At 67.4% G+C, this 22,470-nt stretch carries 18 protein-coding genes and 3 pseudogenes; 7 read left to right on the top strand and 14 right to left on the bottom strand.

Annotation, left to right across the window (positions count from 1 at the left end):
* Nucleotides 1-337: 337 nt before the first annotated feature.
* Genes CGL27_RS10810 through CGL27_RS10790 form a run of 5 tightly spaced genes read right to left on the bottom strand, consistent with a single transcriptional unit; the run spans nt 338 to nt 5,131 of the window.
* A complete protein-coding gene (locus CGL27_RS10810) occupies nt 338-1,060 on the bottom strand; it encodes an SDR family oxidoreductase (protein WP_119986207.1) in 723 nt (240 codons plus the stop codon).
* Nucleotides 1,057-1,905, bottom strand: coding sequence for a polysaccharide deacetylase (locus CGL27_RS10805; RefSeq protein ID WP_119986205.1), 849 nt, complete (start codon nt 1,903-1,905; stop codon nt 1,057-1,059). Before CGL27_RS10805 ends, CGL27_RS10810 begins: the two co-directional genes overlap by 4 nt.
* Nucleotides 1,895-3,037, bottom strand: coding sequence for a C45 family peptidase (locus CGL27_RS10800; RefSeq protein ID WP_119986203.1), 1,143 nt, complete (start codon nt 3,035-3,037; stop codon nt 1,895-1,897). The genes CGL27_RS10805 and CGL27_RS10800 overlap by 11 nt, the downstream gene beginning before the upstream one ends.
* A 13-nt stretch (nt 3,038-3,050) precedes the next feature.
* A complete protein-coding gene (locus CGL27_RS10795) occupies nt 3,051-4,352 on the bottom strand; it encodes an MFS transporter (protein WP_240450457.1) in 1,302 nt (433 codons plus the stop codon).
* A 50-nt stretch (nt 4,353-4,402) separates the two neighbouring features.
* Nucleotides 4,403-5,131: an SDR family oxidoreductase gene (locus CGL27_RS10790; RefSeq protein WP_119986199.1), complete on the bottom strand. Its 729-nt coding sequence runs from the start codon at nt 5,129-5,131 to the stop codon at nt 4,403-4,405.
* 235 nt (nt 5,132-5,366) lie between these two features.
* Between CGL27_RS10790 and CGL27_RS10785 the strand changes: the two genes are divergently transcribed.
* On the top strand, nt 5,367-7,049 hold the full coding sequence (locus tag CGL27_RS10785; RefSeq protein ID WP_119986197.1) for an ABC transporter substrate-binding protein: 1,683 nt from the start codon (nt 5,367-5,369) through the stop codon (nt 7,047-7,049).
* A gap of 210 nt (nt 7,050-7,259) precedes the next feature.
* On the opposite strand, the gene CGL27_RS49960 is transcribed toward CGL27_RS10785, so the two are convergent.
* Nucleotides 7,260-7,700 carry a hypothetical protein gene (locus CGL27_RS49960; RefSeq protein WP_162952951.1) on the bottom strand — a complete coding sequence of 147 codons (441 nt, stop codon included), beginning with the start codon at nt 7,698-7,700 and terminating at the stop codon, nt 7,260-7,262.
* Nucleotides 7,701-8,234: 534 nt separating this feature from the next.
* Between CGL27_RS49960 and CGL27_RS49955 the strand changes: the two genes are divergently transcribed.
* The 3 genes from CGL27_RS49955 (at nt 8,235) to CGL27_RS10770 (ending at nt 12,413) form a co-directional block, all read left to right on the top strand.
* Nucleotides 8,235-8,408 (top strand): hypothetical protein, encoded by a 174-nt coding sequence (locus tag CGL27_RS49955; protein ID WP_162952950.1) that lies wholly within the window; start codon nt 8,235-8,237, stop codon nt 8,406-8,408.
* A gap of 271 nt (nt 8,409-8,679) precedes the next feature.
* Nucleotides 8,680-10,569 carry an amidohydrolase gene (locus tag CGL27_RS10775; RefSeq protein ID WP_162952949.1) on the top strand — a complete coding sequence of 630 codons (1,890 nt, stop codon included), beginning with the start codon at nt 8,680-8,682 and terminating at the stop codon, nt 10,567-10,569.
* Between the two features lie 419 nt (nt 10,570-10,988).
* A complete protein-coding gene (locus CGL27_RS10770; protein ID WP_119986192.1) occupies nt 10,989-12,413 on the top strand; it encodes an amino acid permease in 1,425 nt (474 codons plus the stop codon).
* 503 nt (nt 12,414-12,916) lie between these two features.
* Here the strand turns inward: CGL27_RS10770 and CGL27_RS51845 are convergent.
* Together CGL27_RS51845 and CGL27_RS49950 are read right to left on the bottom strand one after the other, a co-directional pair.
* A complete protein-coding gene (locus CGL27_RS51845) occupies nt 12,917-13,072 on the bottom strand; it encodes a helicase associated domain-containing protein (protein WP_240450456.1) in 156 nt (51 codons plus the stop codon).
* Nucleotides 13,073-13,674: 602 nt separating this feature from the next.
* The gene (locus tag CGL27_RS49950) at nt 13,675-13,872 is read right to left on the bottom strand and encodes a hypothetical protein (protein WP_162952948.1); all 198 of its coding nucleotides are present in this window, start codon (nt 13,870-13,872) and stop codon (nt 13,675-13,677) included.
* An 86-nt stretch (nt 13,873-13,958) separates the two neighbouring features.
* Here CGL27_RS49950 and CGL27_RS10755 point away from each other — a divergent pair.
* Nucleotides 13,959-14,210: pseudogene (locus CGL27_RS10755) on the top strand (transposase); the annotation flags it as partial.
* 29 nt (nt 14,211-14,239) lie between these two features.
* On the opposite strand, the pseudogene CGL27_RS10750 reads toward CGL27_RS10755, so the two are convergent.
* The 3 genes and pseudogenes from CGL27_RS10750 to CGL27_RS10740 form a co-directional block, all read right to left on the bottom strand.
* Nucleotides 14,240-15,115 (bottom strand): annotated as a pseudogene (locus CGL27_RS10750) (helix-turn-helix domain-containing protein).
* Nucleotides 15,093-15,728: a helix-turn-helix domain-containing protein gene (locus CGL27_RS51840; RefSeq protein ID WP_240450455.1), complete on the bottom strand. Its 636-nt coding sequence runs from the start codon at nt 15,726-15,728 to the stop codon at nt 15,093-15,095. The pseudogene CGL27_RS10750 and the gene CGL27_RS51840 overlap by 23 nt, the downstream one beginning before the upstream one ends.
* A gap of 43 nt (nt 15,729-15,771) precedes the next feature.
* Nucleotides 15,772-16,278: a helix-turn-helix transcriptional regulator gene (locus CGL27_RS10740; protein WP_119986186.1), complete on the bottom strand. Its 507-nt coding sequence runs from the start codon at nt 16,276-16,278 to the stop codon at nt 15,772-15,774.
* Between the two features lie 516 nt (nt 16,279-16,794).
* Here CGL27_RS10740 and CGL27_RS51835 point away from each other — a divergent pair.
* A pseudogene (locus CGL27_RS51835) lies at nt 16,795-17,561 on the top strand (integrase core domain-containing protein); the annotation flags it as partial.
* A gap of 386 nt (nt 17,562-17,947) precedes the next feature.
* A complete protein-coding gene (locus CGL27_RS10725) occupies nt 17,948-18,940 on the top strand; it encodes a helix-turn-helix transcriptional regulator (protein ID WP_240450454.1) in 993 nt (330 codons plus the stop codon).
* A gap of 17 nt (nt 18,941-18,957) precedes the next feature.
* Here the strand turns inward: CGL27_RS10725 and CGL27_RS10720 are convergent, their stop codons facing one another.
* The 3 genes from CGL27_RS10720 to CGL27_RS10705 form a co-directional block, all read right to left on the bottom strand.
* Nucleotides 18,958-19,602: a response regulator transcription factor gene (locus CGL27_RS10720; RefSeq protein WP_086706188.1), complete on the bottom strand. Its 645-nt coding sequence runs from the start codon at nt 19,600-19,602 to the stop codon at nt 18,958-18,960.
* 11 nt (nt 19,603-19,613) lie between these two features.
* Nucleotides 19,614-20,903, bottom strand: a complete 1,290-nt coding sequence (locus CGL27_RS10715) for a sensor domain-containing protein (RefSeq protein ID WP_086706187.1) — start codon at nt 20,901-20,903, stop codon at nt 19,614-19,616.
* A gap of 789 nt (nt 20,904-21,692) precedes the next feature.
* A complete protein-coding gene (locus tag CGL27_RS10705; RefSeq protein WP_086706185.1) occupies nt 21,693-22,469 on the bottom strand; it encodes an alpha/beta fold hydrolase in 777 nt (258 codons plus the stop codon).
* Between the last annotated feature and the right edge of the window lies 1 nt (nt 22,470).

Here is a 22,470-nt window from a genome sequence, read left to right as displayed (position 1 = left end):
CAAACTACCCAAAGACAAATGTACGGCCGGGCCAGCTTCGACTTGCTCAGGGGCCGGATTCCGTTGTCCCCATGATCACCAGTCGGCACCCGCATCAGTGACAGAGCTCAAGAAATGGATCAGGGAGTCCGTTGAGCGCTCAGCAGCCACCGTGCACACTCCGCCTTCTCCGACGACACGCTCGGCGACCTCACGGTGCAGGACAGCGAGAGTCGCGATCGCGCGGCACTGGCGAGGAGCCTGCTGCGCCGAAGCCGGGCACAGCCGTGGTGGCAGGCTTGCCTTGGGTGACGGGGCCCGCACGGTCGGCGAAGTTCCGGGCTGGGCATACGGTGCCTCATCGGGTGGTGTGGGGCAGCCAGTTCGCCGTGGCGGAGCCGATGCTGTCACCGCCGTCGACGGGGATGCTCTGCCCGGTGATCCAGGCCGCTTCGTCGCTCAGCAGCCAGGTAATGACCGGTGCGATGTCGACGGCGCGCGCGACGCGGCCCTGTGGGCTGGCGGCCGATACCGCGGCGACGTACTCCCTCGGCACCGGGTTGAGCGTGGAGGCGACATCGACGAAGCCGGGCGCGACGGCGTTGCAGCGCACGCCGAGCGGTGCGGTTTCCAGGGCGAGGCCCCGTACCACGGCCTCCAGGGCCGCCTTGGACGCGGCGTAGGCGGTGGTGCCGGGGCGCGCGCGGCGGGCGGCGCCGCTGGAGACGAACACCATGGCGCCGCCGTGGCCGTCGGCCGCGCAGAGCCGGGCGAATTCGGCGCCCGCCAGCAGCGCCGAGCGCGTGTTCACCGCGATCAGCCGGTCGAAGACATCCTCACCGGTGTCCAGGGCGGGGTGCGCCGGATACAGCCCGGCGCAGTGCACCAGCGCGTCGAAGCCGCCGGCGTCGGTCCAGGCGGTGCGGACGAAGGGCGCGATGACGCCGGAGCGGGCGAGGTCGATGTCGTCCCGCCCGGCACCGGTGACGGACGAGCCGAGGGCCTCCAGGCGGTCACGGACAGCTCGGCCGATCCCGCCGTCGGCCCCCAGGAGCAGGGTCCGGGCGGGCACGCCGCTCATCGGACCGCCGCCAGAAGAGCGGGCCCGTACTGCCGGGCGACGTCGGCACAGGAGGCGAAGCGGACGCCCAGATCGTGGCAGCCCGAGATGAACTCCTCCAGCGCGAGCATGCGGTCCCCGCGGCCTATGGCCTGCGGGTGCAGGGTGACGGTGAGGACACCGTCCGGCTCGTTGTGGACCATCCAGCGAACGTCACCGAGGAAGCGGGCGAACATCGCGTGCGGGTCCTGCAGCCCCGGCATGACCATGGTGCCCGTGCGGACGAACTCCAGGTGCGGATAGTCGTCCAGCGTCCAGGACACGGGCAGTTCGACGACGCTGCTGGGCCGCCCGAAGACGTACGGTCCGTCCGGGTCATGTCGGTCGCCGGTGCGGGCCAGGTAGGGCTGGCTGTCGGTGCCCATGAGCGACGAGTCGTAGATCACGCCGATCTCCTCCAGGAGACTCACGGTGTGCGGGGTGAAGTCGAAGCTGGGGGTGCGGTGGCCGGAGGGCGGGGCACCTGTGAGCCGCTCGATGAGGGCGGACGACCGGCGCAGCACGGCCAGTTCGGCTTCCCGGTCCAGGGCGGACACGGGCTCGTGCAGATAGCCGTGGAGGCCGATCTCGTGGCCTGCGGCGTGGACGGTGCGGCACTGCTCGGGGTAGGTCTCGATGGTGTGCCCGGGAATGAAGAACGTGGAGGTGATGTCCTGGGCACTCAGCAGGCGCAGGATGCGGGGTATCGCGTGCGCGCCGAACTCGCCCCGGGAGACGGGCCCGGGGGTGGTGGCGCCGCGGGCGGCCCACAGCGAGATGGCGTCGAAGTCGAAGGTCAGGCAGACGGTTGCTCGGTCAGGCGTCAATGGGCACCTCCGGGAGGAAGTCGGTGTTGGGCTCGACGCCGTGGTCGAAGAGCGTGTCGAGGTCCCAGCGGGTGTAGGGATGCTCGCGGGGCGGACCGGGGGCGATCCACAGGGTGCGCGCGTCGAGGTCCATCACCACGGAGTAGACGGTGCAGACCCGGTCGGCGAGCGGCTCGTCCGGGTCGGGGTAGCGGCAGATGCCGTCGGGGTACGACCAGTCGTCGCGCAGCACCGCGACGATGTCGGCGGGACGGACACTGGCGTCGGCCGCCGCGGGGGCGAGAAGGTGGCGGACTCGGCTGGGGCGGAGCTGGGTGAGCGCGCTGGTGGCGGCCTTGAGGTCGGTGAGCGGCAGGTCGGCGAGGAAGTGGTTCGCGTGGGCGAGGACGCCGTCCTCGGGCAGCAGGGTGCTGAAGACGTCGGGGGCGAGTTCGAAGTCCACAGCTTCTCCTCCGGCGTCGGCGAGCATGACGTTGCCCGAGGAGATCCGCTTCACCGGGAGCAGTTTGCGGTGTGCCTTCGCCATGGTCCGCGCGTTCAGGGCGCCGCGCAGCAGGAAGTGGTAAGGCACGCCGTCACCACCGGTGTCGCGGTCGGAGACCAGCAGGTTGGCGCAGACGCCGAGACCTGCGGAGTTCAGGCCGCTCTTGGCGAGCATGCCGGCCTCGGTGAGCGACAGCACGGTGAACCCGCTGGGGTCGCGGGTGGCGAGCAGGAAGGTGACGTCCGCCTGTTCGGGGTGCCAGTCCCAGTTCTGGGCGAGCAGGGTGTGGCCGTCGGCCGTGTGACTGGGCAGCACGGCGAGCGAGGTACAGCCCTCGTCGCGGTATCCGGTGCCGTAGAGGAGTTCGGTGCGCGCGTTGAGCGCGCCGAGGTGGTTCACGCTCTGGCCCGATCCCGCGGCCATGCCCTCCAGCATGGCCGCGATGTCCGGGTCGTATGCGAGGGCCACCTCGTAGTACCGGCGTCCCCAGCGGTCGATGTCCGCGTCCTCAAGGCCGGCCTGGTCCCGGAAACGGGCGCGGTAGGTGTCCAGACTGCGGGCGATCTTGTCCGCGGTGAGCGAGCCGAGCTGCTCACCCATGTCCTTGTGGTCGCCCTCGACAGCGACGAGGGGGGGATGTGTGGTCATGGCCGGGGGCCTTTCAGCGCAGTGGGGACCGATACGACTCGGGCATGGTGCAGACGGTGATGAAGGTGACGAGGGCGGCTGCGGCAGGCAGCGCGGCGACCGCGAGGGGGACGCCGGTGGTGGCGACGATGCCGGAGGCGATGAAGGCGGCCGTACCGCCGAACGCCATGACGGAGAAGTTGTAACCGATGCCCAGCGCCGAGTAGCGCACGGAGGTGGGGAAGAGCTCGGCGAGCGCGGCCGGGCCGGGCCCGGAGAAGCACGCCAGGGTCAGCGCGATGAGGATCTGCCCGGTGTAGACGGCGGCGGTGCTTCCCGTCTCGAACAGCGCCATCACCGGCAGCGACAGGACGACGAAGCCGCCGGACCCGGCCAGCAGGAGCTTCTTGCGGCCGATCCGGTCGGACCACAGACCGAACAGCACGATGGAGACGGTGAGCACTCCCGTGCCGACCAGGTTGGAGGCGTTCACGATGCCTGGGTCGATGTCGGCCTCGGCGCGCAGGTAGGTGGGGAGGTAGGTGAGGAAGAAGAAGTAGGCGACGGTCCAGCCCACGGTGAAGCAGAAGCCCCGGAACATGGCGGCCTTCTGCTGGTCGAAAGCGGTCCGCAGCGGGTTCTGGCGGGCTTTGGCCTCGTCGTCCGCCACATAGGCCGGTGTTTCCTCCAGGCCCATGCGCATCAGCACGGCGACGGCGGCAGTGACCCCGCCGAGCAGGAACGGCACTCTCCAGCCGTGAGCGAGCATGGCGTCGTCGTCGAACACCGCCGAGTTCACGGCGACCACGGTCGCCGCCAGGAGGAAGCCCGCCGCGGTGCTGACCTGGTTGAAACTGCCGAAGACCCCACGCCGTCCGGGCGGGGCGTACTCGACGAGCATGGCGGCGGAACCGGCCCATTCCCCGGCCACCGCGAAGCCCTGGAACAAACGCATCACGATCAGCAGGACGGGGGCGAGGGCACCGATCGTGTCGTAGGTGGGAAGACAGCCGATCAGGGCGGTGGCCAGCCCCATCACGACGACGCTGAGCACCAGGGCGGGACGGCGGCCGAACCGGTCTCCGATGTGTCCGAAGACGACGGTGCCCAGCGGCCGTGCGAAGAAGCCGACGGCGAAGACCGCGAAGGTGGACAGCACCCCGGTGGTGGTGTTCTCACTGGGGAAGAACAGCGCACCGAGCGTGGTCGCCGAGTACGCGTAGATGAGATTGTCGTACTGCTCCATGAGATTTCCGACGCTGCTCGCGGCGAGCGCGCGGCGGTGCTGGAACAGAGTTGCGGGTGGTGCGTCTGCCTTGGTCGTCGAAGCTGACACGACGCCTCCTAAGGGAACGGGACTGACGCCTGCGGGGAAGCGGGCAAGGTCTAGGAGGCGGCGAGGTAGCCGCCGTCCACGGGGATGAGGGCGCCGGTGATGAAGGAAGCCCCCGGTCCGGCCAGGAGTGCCACCACAGGACCCAGCTCGGCGGTGTCGCCGGGCCGGCCCAGCGGGGCACCGCCGACGCGGACCCGGAGCTCGTCGGGCGGAAGATCGGCCAGTAGGCCGGTCCGGAACACCCCGGGCAGCACGGCGTTGACCCGCACGCCGCGTGGAGCGAGTTCGACAGCGGCGACCTTGGTGATCTGGTGCACGGCCGCCTTGCTGGCCTGATAGGCGACGGACGAGGGGGACACGTCCGAGACCGGGGCGGTGGTGACTCCGTAGATGGAGCCGACGTTGACCACACAGCCGCCAGTGGCGGTGAGGTCATCGGCGAAGGTCTTGATGCCGCGCCACACCCCCCAGACATTGACGCGCATGACACGGGCGAAGTCCTCGTCGTCGGTGCCGACCAGGTCGGTGCGCATGCTGATGCCGGCGTTGTTGACGAGGATGTCCAAGCGACCGGCCTGCTCGCGGACCCGGGCGGCGAAGCGGTCCCAGGAAGCCGCGTCGGCGACATCGAGGGCGACGCGATCCGGCCAGTCGTCGTCGGAGAAGGACCGGTCGGCCCGGATCACGCGGGCCCCGGCCGAACCGAGGTGATCGGCCACAGCCGCCCCCAGCCCTCCGGCAGCCCCGGTGACCACGGCTACCTTGTTCTGCAAACTCACGGTGAACCCTCCTTTCTGTGTGGCTCACCGTAGGCATGGGCCCGAGGGCGGGAATCGGGTATCTGCCCGATGCCCGGCGGCATCCGGGTGTGCATACAGGGGGCGGCTGATTCCTTGAGGGGGCGCCGGGAGTGGCCTAAAATCGATCGCGATCGCTTCAGCAGAACGCGAGACGACGGTGCCGAGGAACGTCTTGGCCCCGTGCCGTCCCCGCCGGACGGGAGAGCACACCATCATGGCCGAGCAGTCGTTTCCCGCCGAGTCTTCTCCCGAGCGCCGGATTCTGGAGATGACCGCAGCCGGTCGCCGGTACGTCTCCGACGCGGGATTCTTCGCCGCCCGGCCCCATCTGGAGGAGATCGCCCAGAGGGCGCTGGCGCGGACCGCGAACGAGCCGGTGGGGTTCTTGGACGTCCAGGGGCCCGACCTCGTACGGATCACCGTGGAAAGCACCAGCGACGTGCCGCGGATGGTGCGCCTGGAGGCGCGGCCGGCGACGGCGCCGTTCGGGCTGACCGGGCGGGAGCTGCAGGTCGCGACCTGTATGGCAGGGGGACTGACCACGCCCGAGATCGCCGCCGCGCTGGGCTGCTCGCGCCGCACCGCCGCCACGCACGCCGAGCATGTCCTGGGCAAGAGCGGACTGCGGTCCCGGGCGGCCGTCGCCGCGATGATCACGTCCTTGCAGGCGCACACCCTGCCGGTTCCTCCGGAGAGCCTGGTGCTGCCGCCGACCCTGGCCGAGCTGCTCTCGGCGCCGGTGTGGGCTATCCCGGCTCGGTCCCGGCCCGCGATGCAGGCGATCACCGTGGGCCTCGTCTACCCGACGGGTGCGTCTGCCGGCGGGTCGGACCAGCGGCCGATGCGCCAGGGCGCGCAGCTCGCGCTGCGGGAACTGGAGCGGCGCGGCGGGGTGGCCGGGCGCGAAGTGCGGTCCATGGCGGTGGAGGCAACCCCGGAAGTGCTGCCGGAGGCGGTGGGCACCCTGGCCGAAGCGGGGGTGGACGCCGTTCTGCTGGGCAACTTCCACGGCGCGACGGTGCCCGCCGCGGCTGCTCGTGCGGGGGGCGCAGGAGTTCCGGTGGTGCACTCGATGGTCGCGCCAGGACTTGCCGCGGCCGTGGACCGTGATCCGCACGCGTTGGGTCATGTGTTCCAGGCGTGTGCGGATGAGACTGCCTATCTGTACGGTTTTCTACGCACTCTGCGAACTCTGGAGGACTCGGGAGCGTGGTGTCCGCACGGGAGGCAGCTGGCGCTGTTGCTGCGCCGCAGCACGTTCAACGAGATGTCCGCCGCCAGGCTGACCCGAGCGGTGGAGACGGCCGGATGGAACCTGGCGATGGTGGAGAGCGTGGACGAGCAGCACGCCCCGTGGGAGGTGATCGCGCGGCGCCTGGAGGACACCAATCCTGCCGCTGTCTTCCTGTCCATCTTGCCGGAGCAGGCACTGCGGGAGTTTCTCGCCGCGACGGTCGCGCTGCGCACCCGCACGCTGGCGTACACGGCCTGGGCGCCCACCGCGCCGGGTTTCACCGAACGGCTGGGCTCGCTGTCCCAGGGACTGGTGTGGTCCACGGTGGTAGGAGTGCGCGAGACCCCACAGGCCACCGCGTTCGCACAGCGCTACCGCGCCGCCTACGGCGGTGATCCGGGGCTCGGCGCGGCAGCTGTCCATTACGACTTGGTGCGGGTTCTTGCGGCGGCATGGGCCTCGGTGGATCGGCCGTGGAACCACCGCGCGGTCCAGGAACACCTGCGAACGGTCCCCTACCGGGGAGTGGCGGGCGTCTACTCCTTCTCCGGACCAGGCCAACGGGGCCTGGCCTGTCCGGACGACACCCCGGATCCGTCTACCGCGCACCATCACCTGGCGTACCGCATCAGAGACGGCCGGCACCATCTGATCCACGACTGAGCTGACCGTAGTCCCGGGGGACTTGACCTTGCTCTGTGAGGAGGATGTGGATGGGGGAGCCGGCCCGCCGGGCGGGCGCGACGCAAGGAATGGATCGGCAACCGTGACCGGTCCGGCCGTGTCTAGGCGCCCCAGCAAGAATCCGATCAAGGTGGACTGTTACTCCCCCTTTTCGACGGCGACCACTTGCAGGCCGACGGATTCCAATGATCAGTGCAACACGCGATCACTCCAGTGTTGTGACGGGCTTAGCGAAGAGGGCGGCCGGGGTTTGCCATCCAAGGGTCTTGCGGGGGCGGTCGTTGAGGTCGGCGGCGACGAAGGCGAGATGGGCAGCGCAGCGAACGCGCCCAGCGCGGTCAGGCCGAGCCGGTTCAACAACGCGGCCAGATGCGGCAGCCCCAGCACCGACACCGAGTCGCCGGCCGGGAACTCCGGCGTGGCCCCGTCCGGCACCAGCAGTCCGCGGCGGGCCGCCAACGCGGCGGCGAACAGGGTGTCGGCGGCCCCCACCCGGCAGCTGAAGCCGGCCTCGGCGACCACCGTGCGGATCTGCTCGGCCAGCTGCTCCTCGCCGCCGAAGAACCGGTCGCGCTCCAGGTGATGCGGCTTGCGGCTCTCGTTGAGGATGTCAGCGATCGGCGACGGCATCGCATCCGGTGGCCCGGTGCGCCGCCCTCTGCGTAGGCACCGGCCCGGTTCCGGCAGATCACCTCGACACCTGGGTTGGCCTGCAGCCAGGCGGCGAGCGTGCCGGCGCGGGCGTCGGGCAGGAGGTCGACCGGTCTGCGGCTGGCGATGTCGACCAGGAGCGTGGCGTAGACGCGCCCCTTGCGCAGCGCGAACTCGTCGACGCCCAGCACCTTCGGGGTCACGGCCACCGGGTCGAGCAAGGCGCGTATGGGCCGAAGCAGCGTGGACCTGCTGACCCGCAGGGTCATCGCCTGCGTTGGCCGGGCACCGGCCCGTCCGGCCAGCAGCAAGGCGAGCGTCCGCGGCACGCTCTGCAGTCGGCTGCTGCGGCGCCCGTGGCAGAACGTCAGCCCCGGCGCCTGCTCGACGAAGGTTCGCCGCACGCATGCCAGGTTGAGGCAACGGAAGCTCCGCACCGTAACTCGACCATCAGCGGTCGGTCGGCGACCGCACCGTCCGCAACACGCCGCACGTACCGACTGTGAAGACGGCGTGTCAGCACCGCGCAGTCCGGACAGGCTCTTCCCGGCACACAGCAACGGGCCGTACGACCACCAACTCGCCGCTGACGTCAAGTTCTTCGACCACGACATCGTCCAGTTGCGGGACCCACAGCTCATCCAGCACCCCATCGAGCACGACCGCTCATGCTCACAGATCCGGTGATCCCCCGTCACCGAAGCACGGAAAGTGATCCAGAGCCCACATTCAGTCGTTGCCGACAGGTCAGGTGAACCTCAGGGCTCTACGACCATGTCGAGGGCGGGACGAGAGCGTCCTTGCATGCGCCGGTTCGGACAACAGGCAACGAAAAATTGTACATCCTGAAAACTGTTCGCCTCGTCTGAGGGTGCCTAGGTTGCGACCACTGACGCACGTGATGCACAGCACAGCGTGCGACGGAATAGGCACAGCCGAGTCGTTCAGGAAGGCAATGATGGACAACGAGATGTCCCGCCGAAAGGTGCTGCACCTAGGCGCTGCGGTTACGGCGGGTGCTTCTGGTGTCGTCGCAAGTGGCACACTTGGCGGGGCCGCCGCGGCGAGTGACATGGCTGGTGCAGCACCCAGTGCACCGGCCGTAACGGGCAAGAAGCAGGGAAAGGGCGACCGCGAGTGGGACACGCCGGACTCGTGGCGCAGTCCCGAACCGGTCGATCTGCTGCTGTTCAACGGCAAACTGGTCACGGTCGATGAGCAGTTCTCGATCGAGCAGGCGATGGCGGTGCACAACGGCCTTATCGTCGCTGTCGGATCCGACGAGGTCCTACGGAAGCGCTTCACCGGCAAGCAAGAGATCGACTTGCGTGGGCAGACCGTACTGCCCGGCTTCAACGACGCTCACTCGCACGCCCGCACGTTCAGCCACCGAGCGATCGGTGACCTCCAAGCTGCCACCTCAATCAAGACGATCCGGGAGCTGCTCGCCGCGAAGGCAGGGGACCTCGGCAAGGGTGAATGGATCACAGGGTCTGGTTACGACGAGACAATCTTCGCCGAAGGGCGTAAACCCAACAGGCAGGACCTCGACGAGGGGGCGCCTGACAACCCGGTGTACCTGGTTCGCCAAGGGGGCCACAGTGCAGTTGCCAACAGCCGCGCCCTCAAACTCGCTGGTGTTGACAAGGACACGCCCGATCCGAAGGGCGGCCGGATCGAGCGTGACAAGGACGGCGTGCCGACCGGCGTCCTCGTCGAGGCGGCCGCGGACCTGGTCCGTCGGCATGTCCCGAGCCTGACGACCGAGGAAGATCGGAAGGGGACGATCGCCGGGCTGAAGGCGTACCTGCGCCTGGGCATCACCAGTTTCACACAGGCGGCGGGCAGTGTGGACGAGTTCAAGAAGTGGCGTGCAATCTACGACGAGGTGGGCACCGACCTGCCTCGCGCCAGCTATTACGTCACCTGTACAACGGATACGCCCGACGGCGTCAAGCCGTTCGAAGGCGATGATCGGTTGCGCGCCGTCGCGCTCAAGGTGTTCGCCGACGGCGGGTTCACCGGCCCCGACGCCCGTCTGACCTTGCCGTACAAGGGGGTGGGTGATGGAGAGTTCCGCGGGAGTCTCCACCTCACTCCTGAGGAATTTCTCCGCATGTTCAGTCGCGCGACGGACGAGGGCTGGACGGTCGGTGTGCACACCGCAGGTGACGGTGGCGAAGGGATCGTCATTGATGCGTTCGCCAAGGTGCTCTCCGAGCGGCCGGGCCTCGACATCCGCCATCACCTCATGCACCTGGAGGTGCCGCTGCCGGACGAGTACTACGACCGCATGGCCCAGTACGGCATCGGTGTTGTCCAGCAGACCAACTTCATTTGGTCTTTGGAGGGGCTGTACGACAACTACCTGTGGCCCGTCGTGCGGGAGAATGTGGCACCGGCCGGCAAGCTGCTTGAGCGCGGCGTCACCTTCGCCAATTCCGCTGACGTCATCCCGACTGGGCCGATGCTCGGGCTCTACACGTCCGTCACGCGGCGCGGCCGCAGCGGCAAGCGCTACGCCTATTCGGAGGAGCGCCTCGGCCTCGAGGATTCGATCCGCGCCTACACGATCGCCGGTGCCTACCAGACGCACCAGGAGGACGTGAAGGGCTCGCTGGAGGCAGGCAAGTACGCGGACTTCCTCGTGCTATCCCACGACATCTTCAAGGTTCGCCCCGACCATCTGCAGGGCGTGCGGGTCAACGAGACCTACGTGGGCGGCAAGCACGTCTACAGCCGTCCGAAGAAGGAGCGTCCCTCGACCAAGGGACGCGAGGCAACCATGCCGTCCGGTGGGCGAGAAGGCGGTCCGGAGGAATTCTTGCTGACCGGCGAGAAGTTCTGAGCCAAACCCCGTTGCCAGCTCGGCCTTCACCTGCACGACCTGCACGTCCGATGGCTTCCGGCCTCCCCGGCGATCCCCGCGAGGCCAATGCCTGGCTGCCACCCTCCGGCCAGGCCCGGCACCACCACATCTGCGAAGACGCGTAGCTCCGGCACGATCCGTGCCTCCTCTTCGCCCCGTGCGAACCGCTTGGCGTCGCGCCCCTGCTGGGCTTCCCTTCCATGCATGTCCCCCCGGGCCGTCAGCCCACAGCTCTGCACGTGCCGGATGGCACACGGCGTGCCGAACAGCCGAGCTCCACACACCCGACGACGGCCACGCATCTCATAAGGCAACGCGGCACCCAGCTCCTGACTCTGTTCAGCGCGGTGCCATTCCCCTCTACCGCCAGACAAAGAGCTGTAAGGAGCACTTGTTACATGGATACTCGCCAAGATCGACAGACCGGGGCAGTGGCAGGTGAGTCGCCCGGTATCTTGCCGGAGTCCGGCCTGAAGGCCGGGCTGAAGAACCGCCATCTGTCGATGATCGCGATCGGCGGTGTGATCGGTGCTGGTTTGTTCGTCGGTTCCAGCGCCGGGATCGCCAAGGCCGGTCCCGGCATCCTGATCAGCTACGCCCTTGCGGGCCTGCTGGTCGTCCTCGTGATGCGGATGCTCGGGGAGATGGCGGCGGCCAGCCCCGCCTCCGGCTCGTTCTCGGAGTACGCGGACCGGGCCCTGGGCCGCTGGGCCGGCTTCACCATCGGCTGGCTGTACTGGTTCTTCTGGGTCGTGGTCCTCGCCGTCGAGGCGACAGCCGCCGCGCAGATCCTCACCGGCTGGATACCCGCGGTCCCGCAGTGGGCCTGGGCGCTGCTGGTGATGGTGATCCTGACCGTCATCAACCTCGCCTCGGTGGGCTCGTACGGCGAATTCGAGTTCTGGTTCGCGGGCATCAAGGTGGTCGCGATCGGCGCCTTCATCGTCATCGCGGGCCTCGCCGTCCTCGGCCTGCTGCCCGGCACCGACATGGCGGCACCCGGCACGGAGAACCTGACCGGCCGGGGCGGCTTCCTGCCCAACGGCCCCGGCGCGATCCTCTCCGGCATGCTGCTGGTGGTCTTCTCCTTCATGGGCAGCGAGATCGTCACGCTCGCCGCGGGGGAGTCGGCGGAGCCGGCCAAGATGGTCAGCCGCGCCACGAACAGCGTCATCTGGCGCATCGGCCTCTTCTACCTGGGTTCGATGGCCCTGGTGGTCACCCTGCTCCCCTGGGACTCCAAGAAGCTGGCGGACCAGGGCTCCTACGTCGCGGCGCTGAACGAGATCGGCATCCCGCACGCCGGCACCATCATGGACGTGATCATCGTCACGGCGGTGCTCTCCTGCCTCAACTCGGGCCTCTACACCGCCTCCCGCATGGCCTTCTCCCTCGGCAAGCGCGGCGACGCGCCGGCGGCCTTCGCCCGTACGAACAAGCGCGGCGTCCCGTCGACGGCGATCTGGGCCTCCGTCGCCTTCGGCTTCGTAGCGGTGATCTTCAACTACACCAACAAGGAGACGGTTTTCACCTTCCTCCTGAACTCCTCCGGCGCGGTCGCCCTCTTCGTCTGGCTGGTGATCTGCTGCTCGCAGCTGCGCATGCGCCGGATCATCGAGAGGGAGATGCCGGAGCGGCACACGGTGAAGATGTGGCTGTTCCCGTATCTGACGTACGCGACGATCGGGCTGATTCTCTTCGTCATCGGCTACATGTTCTACGACAAGGACGGCCGCGAGCAGATGGTCATCTCCGTCGTGGTCGGGGCCCTGGTCCTGGTCCTCGGCCTGGTGCTGCAGCGCCGGCGCCGGAAGACCGCGTAATCGCCCATGGGACGCGTTCCGGGCCGTGCGGCCTCGATGACGAGCTCTGGTCTGTGAGCGCATCGCCAAGCGACCCACAATGCAGAGATGGAAGAAACACCTCCTCGCTAAGTCGAACATGCCGACGAGGCGGTGCCAATATTGCTGCGCCGTCACGGCCCCAGTCCCATAAGCCTCAAATTACGCCGCTGACAATCCCGCGCTGCCAAGTCCTAAACGCTCACCCAGTCCTGTTCGGCCTTCACCATCCCAGCCTCGCCCGGAACTTTCCAGCGCCGTTGCCCGGGCGGTCCGCCTCGGCCACCCCCACCCTCAGGGTGGCCGAGGCATCACCCCAGCTCGAACAAAGCGGCTGCGAGAACGTGCTGCCTCGCCGCCATTCTGAACTGGTCAGCGCCCTACTGGGCGATGTGCTCGATGCCTTCCCGCACCACCCGATGTGGATCGAACGGGCAGCCGGCCGCAGGGGGAGAGGATCGTACGTCGGACGAGTAGGGCCAGGCCTACAGCCAGCGGATGCCGAGCTCGTTCAGCGCGGCCGCGCGCTCCTCGGTGAGCGTGCCGCGCCGGGAGCGCTGATTGGTCAGCCACACCCCGAGCTTGATCGTTTGCTCGACTCCGGCGTCGTCGACGATCGTCTCCACGCGCTTGCGCGGCACATCCTCCAGACTGCCCTCGCGCTCGCGGCACTGACGGGCGGCGGCGAGGCCGCGCTCGAACAGCCGCGGCCCGCGCTCCGCCTGCCAGCACCTTCGAAACTGGCTCAGCGGCCCGCTCGGCGGCCGTCAGCCCGAGGCCAGACAGGCGGCGCCGCTGCTCCGTGTTCAACTCGCGCCAGTCTGTTCGCCCCGAGGCGCCTTCGGGGCGAACAGCACCGTGCAGATCCAGCGCGGCGAGCACGCGATGGACGCGGGGGTCGTCGCCGACCGCGCCTTGTGCCAGGTCCTGCGCGTCGGGGCTGTCGGCCAGCAGGTCGTTGAGTGTGAGGCCGTCCGGCGTGAGAGGCATGTCGAGCAGCAGCACGCGGCTGTGCCTGTGCTTGCGCCGCCACCGCGGTGTCAGCTGCCTGTGCACCCGCTGGATCTCGCGCTTCAGATCAGAAAGGTGCGGGGCACCGATGACCACAATGTCCGAGTCACGCGGGCCTTCCTGCGGGTGGACGCCGACCCAGTCGCCGAGCAAACCGGTGGAGATAGCCTCCCGCCAGTGCGGACCCGTAGGCAAGGCGAGGACATGGCTGGCGAACGAGTCGAGCGCACCCTCATGGCCGTCCCACGGCAGCCTGCCGGGCATGCAGCGCGTACACGCTGCCGGGTAGTCCCGTAATCCTGCGGCGCGGCGGAAGAGGATCAGGATGGTCTCCCACCGCAATGAGATCGGTGAGATCCGGCCCGTTGGTGACGGTGTCGTCGTCGTGCACGATGAAGGCGTCGCCATAACCGCCGCTGCCGTGGGGCATACGGATGATCTTGATGTCGGTGGGCGGTTCTAGTACTGCAACGGTGCTTGCCGTGACTGCTGGCCAGCTCAGTCGTTGGTCCGGTTATGGGTGGGGACCTTGCTGATGTCAGGTTGTGGGCCGGAGAACTGAGTGCGGTGCACGAGCGGTTCGTGCACCGGTTCAACCGGGAGGAGCCACGTCAGTCGGCGCTGGCCTATATGCGGGGGCTGATTGCTCCGCTGGAACGGAAGAACGGCTGGACGCTCGCGGAAGAAGCCGGACACACGGGGCCCGACCGCATCCACCGTTTGCTGAACCGGATCGAGTGGGACGCCGACGAGGTCCTGGACGACGTTGTCCCTGCCGAATACTTCATCCGTGCAGGTCATGCTGCATGTTGGTATTCGGGGAGGATGCCGCCGAGGTGGTCGTGGCGGCGTATGTCCAGGCGGCTCAACTTGTCCGGATCGTTGATCGGTGTGGGCAGTGGGTGCAGCGGTCGGGCGTTGGCGATGCCCTGGTGGGGTCGGTGGGCGTTGTAGAACTGCTCGTCCTTGTGCAGGGCGTGCAGGAGGTGGCGCTGGTTCCAGATCAAGGTCCGGTCCAGGAGCTCACGTCTGCAGGTCTGTATCCACCGTTCGATGAGCGAGTTCATTCTCGGCATCTGGATGCCGCTGAGTACGATTGTGATCCCCGCATCCGCGAGGAGGCTATCGAACAATCCTGGGAACTTCCCGTCTCTGTCTCGGATCATGAATCGTGCCCGGCAGTCGACGTCTTCGAGGTCCATGACCAGGTTCTTCGCCGCTTGTGTTACCCAGGAGGTGGTCGGGTGTGCGGTGGCGCCCAGGATCCGGATGCGGCGACTGCTGTGTTCGATCACCGCGAGTATGTACATTCGCGCGCCGGACAAGGTGACCGTCTCAAGGAAGTCGCAGGCCAGGAGGGCGTCGGCTTGTGAGCGCAGGAAGTTGGCCTACGTGCTGGAGCTCCGGTCGGGCGCCGGATCGATGCCGGCATCCTTCAGGATCTTCCAGACGGTCGACGCGGCCACCTTCACTCCCAGCACGAGCAGCTCACCGTGTAGACGCCTGTACCCCCACTGTGGGTTCTCCCTCGCCAGACGCAGCACCAGAATCCGGATGGAGCGCACCGTACGAGGTCGACCAGGTCGCTGGGGTCGCGATAACGCGGCATGGTGGCGTGTGACGAGGTCGCGATGCCAGCGCAGCACCGTGTCAGGACGCACGAGCAGCCGCACACGCCGCAGGGCGGGTAACGGAAGCCGGTGCAGCAGCGCCGCCAGGAACGCCCGGTCGCTTGAGCTGAACCGGATCTTTCTCTTGCCGAGTTGGCGTTCCAGGACCGCGATCTGATGGCGCAGGGCGAGGATCTCTGCATCTTTGTCCTGGTCGCTCATCGGCAGCAGACGCAGCACCGCGAACGCATTCGTCACACCGAGGTAGGCCAGTCGTAGCAGCACGATCGGTCATCATGACGCGTGGACCACCGGCTACGCGAGAGCGCCGGCTCGAGCGACCGCGGCTGGCGAGTGTGGGGTCCGGTGCAGGCCTCCGAACAGGGAGGATGACATTCTCGGCAAGCACACCCTTGGCCAGCTCTTGCTCGAGCACCTTGAACAGTGCTTCACTCAGCTTGGGTCTGGACGCGGGCCCCTTCGACTCCAAGGCTGACGCTCCGTCGTGTTCCCATGCCTGATGCCACCGCTGTACCGACCGCACGCTGACACGTAACTGCTTGGCGACCGTGACGTTGTCGTGTCCCAGGGCGAATAGTTCAGCTGCCCGTATCCGGATGCGCTCGCGAAACGCCCGTCGCTCCGGGGTCAGCCCGCCCCCTTGCGGATACCTCATGCAACCGGCCTACCGCAGCAACCACCGCTTGTCAGCCACGACATCACACCAACAAAGTCAGTAAGTGGCCCCAACCGACTCCGACTCGTCGGCGCGGCGCGACGGCATCCGCCCACGGCCGCCGCGCTTGGGCCTTCTTGAGGTGCTGAAGTACCGGGACGAGCGACTTCAGTGCGTCTACGGGCAGTTCAGCAGCGGTCTGCACAACGGTCCGCAGCGCCACCTGACGCGCGCCGACCTCTTTGAGGGCTTGGAGCAGGGCAACGTCCTCGCGGACCTTCTCCCCTTTGCCGTCATCCACGAAGTACTTCACCGGCACACCGAAGAAGTCGGCAAGCGCAGTCATCTGAGCAAGCGTCGGATTGTCGCTCTTCCCCTTACGAAGATGGCCGATGTAGGTCGGCGAGACGCCGATGGCTCTGGCAACCTCGGCGTTGTTCCACGGACCCCTGTCAGACGGGTGAACGGTTTCGAAGAGGCCGTTCAGCCTGGCGGCAAACGTACCTTCCGCCTTAGCCACCGGCTCGTCCGCACGAGCGGAATCAGCCATCGCCCCGCCACATACTCGCTCTCACGGTGCACCACAAATCAATGAACTGACGGTGAATCCTACCAGGGAGGGAATCACTCCCAGTTGACGAACCCGGAAGAGGGGGGCAGAGTGGGCCACGCGCGCACAACGCTCCGTCCTCGGCCCGATCGGGCACATGGTCGGCGGGCGAGTGGGCCACGCGCGCACAACGCTCCGTGCCCCAAAGTGACCGCTGAGCCGCAAAGCGCTTCCAGGAGGCAAGTAGCGAAGAGTCCATCATGATCCATGCACGTTCATTAAATCGAACTCGTATTCGGATTTTGGTAGGATGGAAGGGATAGTGACCTTCGATGCCACCCCGCACGACTTCCCAACGCCGGATGGGCAACCGCCGCGATCCGGACAGTCATTGGGGGGAGATCAGCATCGACTTCGCGATCGGGCCGGATGCCTCGCCTCTCGAAGCCATGGAGTGGGTCGGCGCGGTGGTGGCGCTTCCCCCGCTCCGCTTCCTCGAGGGAGTGCCCGGGGCACTGGCGCGAGGTTTTCCCTGTCGCCCCCGGCCCCCTGCTCGACTGGCACCGTAGGTTCATCGCCGCGAAGTGGGACCGCCCCGCGCGTCGGCGCACCGGACGCCAACCCACCCCGTCAGCGGTCACGACGCTCGTTCTGCGGTGGCCAGGGAGAACCTGCGGTGGGGGCACAGGCGGATCCATGGTGAGTTGGCCCGACTCGGGCATCGGATCGCCGCCTCGACCGTCTGGGAGATCCTGCATGCTGCGGTCGTCGACACCGCCTTCGGTAGGCGGCTGTACGGGCTGGTGTTCCTCGAGCATGGCACCCGGCAGCTGCACATCACCGGGGTCACCGCCCGCCCGACATGGGACTGGGCGGCGCAGCAGGCAAGGAATCTCACCGCCGACCTGGGTATACGCATAGGGTCCCTGCGCTTCTTGCTGCGCGACCGCGATGGCAAGTACGGCGAGGCATTCGACGCCGTCTTCCAGGCCGAGGACATGGAGATCCTCAAAAGTACGCCACAAGCTCCCCGCGTGAACGCGCACTGTGAACGCATCATCGGCAGCATCCGACGTGAAGCCCTGGACCATGTCCTGATCATGACCGAGCCCCATGCCCGTCACGTCCTTGCGGCCTACGAACGGCACTAAAGCGAGCACCGACCCCACCAACCACCCGACCCTCAAGAACCCGCCGCAGCGCATGACCCCCCCCACACCCACAAAGTCGAGCGCACCCGGATCCTCAGCGCCCTCAGCAACGAGTACGGATATGCGGCATGACGTGCAGCGACGACTTTTCGAGCGGCACACACCCTACGAACCACTGATGCTCCCCGGTAACCGATGCACCCGGGCCCAGAAGTGATCGCGTTTCTCTCTCACCCGCACTCGCCGTTCCAGCCGACATCACGTTCATGCAGACAGTCTCCACGGCAGCAGCCATCACAAACGCTCTCCTTGTACATAAATTTCCTCCTTGAATATTTGAGCGAGACAGCTCTCAAGTTACGAACCCCAGGTATTACCCAGGATCATCATCTCTCCTCCACCCCCTCAACCCAGACGAACTCTTTCATTCTCACACAGGACAGCACACAGAGGCCAGCAGGAGAACTGTCACGGCCCTGCTGTGACAGGAAGCTGCCTAGCACGGGAGTTGGATAACCTTGCTCAAGAAAATCGGACTGACCCCAGACGCCAATGACCTTTACCGCGCAATGCTGAAGGCCCCGCGAGCGGATCTCCAAGAGATCGCAAACACCCTTGACTGGGCGCCTGACCGAGCATCGGCAGCGCTTGAAGAATTAGCCGAACTTGCGCTGGTGCGCCCATCCAGAGAAAGATTTGGAAACTTACGCCTGGTAGACCCCGAGGTCAGCCTCAGAATTCTTCTCCAATCCCAGGAAATGAAACTTCAGAAGCTTCAGAAGAACCTATCGGAGGGCAAGCTGGCGGTTGCCCGTCTCATCTCCGACTACCGAGAGGAGGAGGCCAGACAGGGCCCACAGGGCATCAAGATCGTTCATGGCCTGGATGCGATACAGGCATGCATAGAGCGGCATAGCCATGACTGCACCGAGGAGATCGAGGTCTTCGTACCCCACGGCGCGCAGTCGGAGAACAGTCTCCATGCGGCCCGGCCACTCGACCTCATGCTGCTCGAACGCTCGGTCCAGGTCCGGTACATATACTTGGATAGCATCCGGAACGACCGACCGACAACGGAATATGCGGAATGGATCGGGGAAAATGGCGGACAGGTCAGAACCGTCCCCCACCTACCTATGCGGATGATTATATGGGACAGGCGTACCGCAATTATCCCAGCCGACCCCAATGCCGCGGACAGAGACGTTTTCCTGTTGACCAGTTCAGGGCCGGTCGCTGCTCTGCAGTCGCTCTTCGATCTATTGTGGCAGCAGGGTTCCGGATTCGGAAAGCCTCGTTCCCGGAACACCGATGGAGACCTAGGCGATCAGGAAAGTGCGATACTCGGTCTGCTCGCCGGCGGGCTCACCGACGAAGTAATAGCTCGAAAACTCGGTGTCTCTGTTCGTACCAGCCGACGAATCACCGCAGAACTCATGCAACGGCTCGGCGCCCGAAGCCGTTTTCAGCTGGGTGCCCTCGCCTCTCAGCAAGGCTGGCTCAGACCCTGACGAGGCGCGCCCTGAAACTAGCCCCGCAGGTACGCGAGCACCGCCAGAACCCGGCGGTTCGTGGCATCGGTCAGCGAGAGATCCAGCTTCGTCAGAATGCTGCCGAAGTGCTTGCTGACCGTTCCCTCGCTGACGTGCAGCGCCTCGGCGACCGAGGCGTTGGACCGTCCCTCCGCCATGAGCGCGAGCACTTCCTGCTCACGAACGGTGAGCCTCGACAGGGGGTCACGGCGGTGGCGGAGCAGTTGCCGGACCACTTCCGGGTCCACCACCGTGGCTCCCGCGGCGACCCGCTGGACAGCGTCGACGAACTCCTCGACATGTCCGATCCGCTCCTTGAGCAGGTAGCCGACGCTCGTTCCGTCCGAGGAGTCGAGCAGTTCCTCGGCGTAGGAACGCTGGACGTACTGGCTGAGGACGAGGATGGCCAACGCAGGCTCCCGCTGCCGCAGCTCGATCGCGGCCCGCAACCCCTCGTCCGTGAAACCGGGCGGCATGCGCACATCCGTCACCACGATGTCCGGCCGGTGCTCCGCGACCGCCTCGGTCAGCTCCTGCGCGTTGCCGGCACCAGCCACGACTTTGTGGCCGAAGCGTTCGAGGAGGCTGACGAGCCCCTCGCGCAACAGCACACTGTCCTCGGCCAACACGATACGTAACATCAGATCCTCGTTCAGGCGGGGGAGCCGACAGAAGTACAGGGGACCCGCAGGCGGAAGATGGTGGGGCCGCCGGGCGGACTGGACATTAGCAGGTGGCCGTCGAGCACCGAGATGCGATCGGCCACGCCCTGGAGGCCGGTGCCGCCCGCCGTGTCCGCACCGCCGACACCGTCGTCCACGACCTCCACGACCAGCGTGCCCGACTCCAGCGTGCCCCGTACGCCCGCGCGGGTCGCTCCGCTGTGCTTGGCCACGTTCGCCAGTGCCTCGCACACCGCGAAGTACACGGCGGTCTCGACCGATTCGTGCAGTCTGCCCGGCAGGTCGAAATCCACCTCCACAGGCACTGCCGACCGGTCGGCCGCATCCTCGACCGCGGCCTGCAGCCCTCGGTCGGTGAGTACCTGGGGGTGGATGCCCCGGATCAGTTCCCTTATCTCCACCAGCGCCGTCCCCGCCTCGTCGTGTGCCTTGGCGAGAAGGCTGTTGAGCGGCTCGCCTGGACTCTCCAGCCGGGCCAGGCCGAGCGTCATCGACAGCGCGACGAGCCGCTGCTGCGCGCCGTCGTGAAGGTCGCGTTCGATCCTGCGGCGCTCGGCCTCGAAGGCGTCCACCAGGCGCATCCGGGAACGGCCGAGCTCCTGTATGCGGGAGTCGAGGCCAGCGTCCCCGCAGTAAAGCAGCTGCCGGGTCAGCACGGCCCGCCCGGCGGCCACAGCGCCCAGTGGATAAGCGAGCAGCGGCAGCAGCACCGCTCCGGCGAACGCCGCACCGAACGCTTCCGGATACGAGTCGGCCATCCAGATCTTGAGAACCCGGGCCTCTTCGCCGCCGCCGGCCATGAACATGACGAACGGGGTGCTCAGCAGGCCGCCGCACACCGTGATCACCGTTCCCACGGCGAGTCCTTCCAGAGGCCACAGCACGCAGGCGAACAGCACCCCGTACCCCAACTCCCGCCAGGTCGACTGCTCCTTGAAGCGGATGCGCGCCCAGGCCGTCGGGCCCGTGCCTTCCGGTTCACGGTGCGGGCTGACCAGGACGGTGGAGTCGATGAGCAGCAGTCTCCGGCGTTCGAGAGCGGCCAATGGGATACCCGACAGCGCGAGCATGAGCAACAGCGGAATGCCGATCAACGCCACCGCCAGCAGGCTCCCGGCGACCGCCAGCAGAAGCAGCCAGGTGAAGGCGGTCACGCCGACCGCCACGCTGCTCAGCAGATAGAGCGCCGCTCTCCACGGCCAGCTGCTGAGGACGTAGCGAGGCGACTGGAGCGCCTGCCAGACAGTAGGCGGATGCATGAGCGCACTGTAAGCGGTCCGTACCGAGGGTGACCACCCAGCTAGCTCTACCTATGAGTGGGGGCTGGCTCACCACAGGAGGCGGCCCAGTTGCAATGCGCCGGCCAGGGCCGATCGAGTCTCCTGAAGACGGGGGCAGACGTCGCCCTCACCGCGTGACGCGGGATCGTCCGTCTGAAGGGACCGTGATGGCCTGGCTCGAAGACGAGTTGTCGGCCATGCCTGTCTGGTGGGCACTGTCCCTGGTGTTTCTTCTGCCCGCGCTGGAACCGGCATTGCCGGTGGTGGGCATGCTTCTCCCCTCCCAGACCGCTCTGGTGACCGGCGGCGTGCTCGCCCACCGTGGGGTGCTGCCGGTCGCCGGCGTGCTCGCCGGGGCGGTGTTCGGCTCCCTGGCGGGGAATCTGCTCGGCTACGCCGTCGGCCGGAAGTGCGGCGCGGGGGTGACGGCCCGGCTGCTCCCGCGTGTGGTGGCCTCGCACCGCTGCGGGACGTTCGCCGGGGTCGTCCGCCGATACAGCGGCAGGGCGGTTGTGCTCGGGCGGTTCAACATGGCCCTCAGGGCGTTCGTCCCGCTCGTGTGCGGCACGGCACGTCTTCCGCTGCGCCGCTTCCTGGCCTGGTCGCTCCTCGGCGGCCTTCTCTGGGGCCCGGCCTTCGTGTCGCTCGGCCTGCTGGCGGGGGCCTCGTGGCAGGAATGGGGCGGCCCCGGCATGGCTGCCGGGGCTTCGATACTCGTACTCCTCATCACCACGCTACCGGTGTTCGGCGCGCTGCGACGTGGCAGGCTCACAGGTACCGGGACACGAACTCCACGAGCTCGTTCTCCGCTGGGACCAGGTAGAAGTGGTCTCCCGCGAAGACCTGACACTCGAACTCGGACGTGGTGAGCTCGGCCCAGGACTCCAGTGCGGCGACCGCGCATCCCGGGTCCCGGTCGCCGCCGAGGGCGGTGACCGGTGCCCGCAGCGGGGCCGGGTGTCCGGGCCGGTACCGCTCGATCAGCCGGTAGTCACCACGCAGGGACGGAAGTAGCAACGGCCGGAGATCCGGGTTGTCGTAGGCGGACGACCCCAGATCGCCGAGGCGTCTCGCCGAGGCGATGAGTCGTTCGTCGTCCAGCAGGTGAAGCGCGCCGCCCCGCTCGGTGTGCGGCGCTCCCCGCCCCGACACCAGGACACGGCGCGGCACGCTCCCATGCCGTGCCTCGATGCGTCGGGCCACCTCGTAGGCGACGGCCGCTCCGAGGCTGTGCCCGAACAGGACCAAGGGCCCCGCGAGTTCGGGTTCGAGTGCCTCGGTGATCCGGGTGGCCAGCTCCGCCATGTCCTCTATGCAGGGCTCGGCGAACCGCTCCTGCCGCCCCGGATACTGGACGGCGAGCATCTCGACGTCGTGGGGCAGCCGCTCAGCCCAACCGTGGAACAGGGTCGCCGTGCCTCCGGCGTGGGGAAGACAGACCAGACGAACCCTGCTCGGGCGGCCCGGATACCTCCTGAACCACCGGCTCCTGTAGTTCGCGTCGATGACGGCCACGACACCCGCCCCTCTCCCCTGCGTGCGCATG

The organism is Streptomyces sp. 11-1-2 (assembly GCF_003595545.1).
In the GTDB taxonomy this organism is placed as follows: domain Bacteria; phylum Actinomycetota; class Actinomycetes; order Streptomycetales; family Streptomycetaceae; genus Streptomyces; species Streptomyces hygroscopicus_B.
The sequence above is the reverse complement of the archived record's forward strand: the minus strand, read 5'-3'. Positions and strand labels throughout refer to the sequence as shown.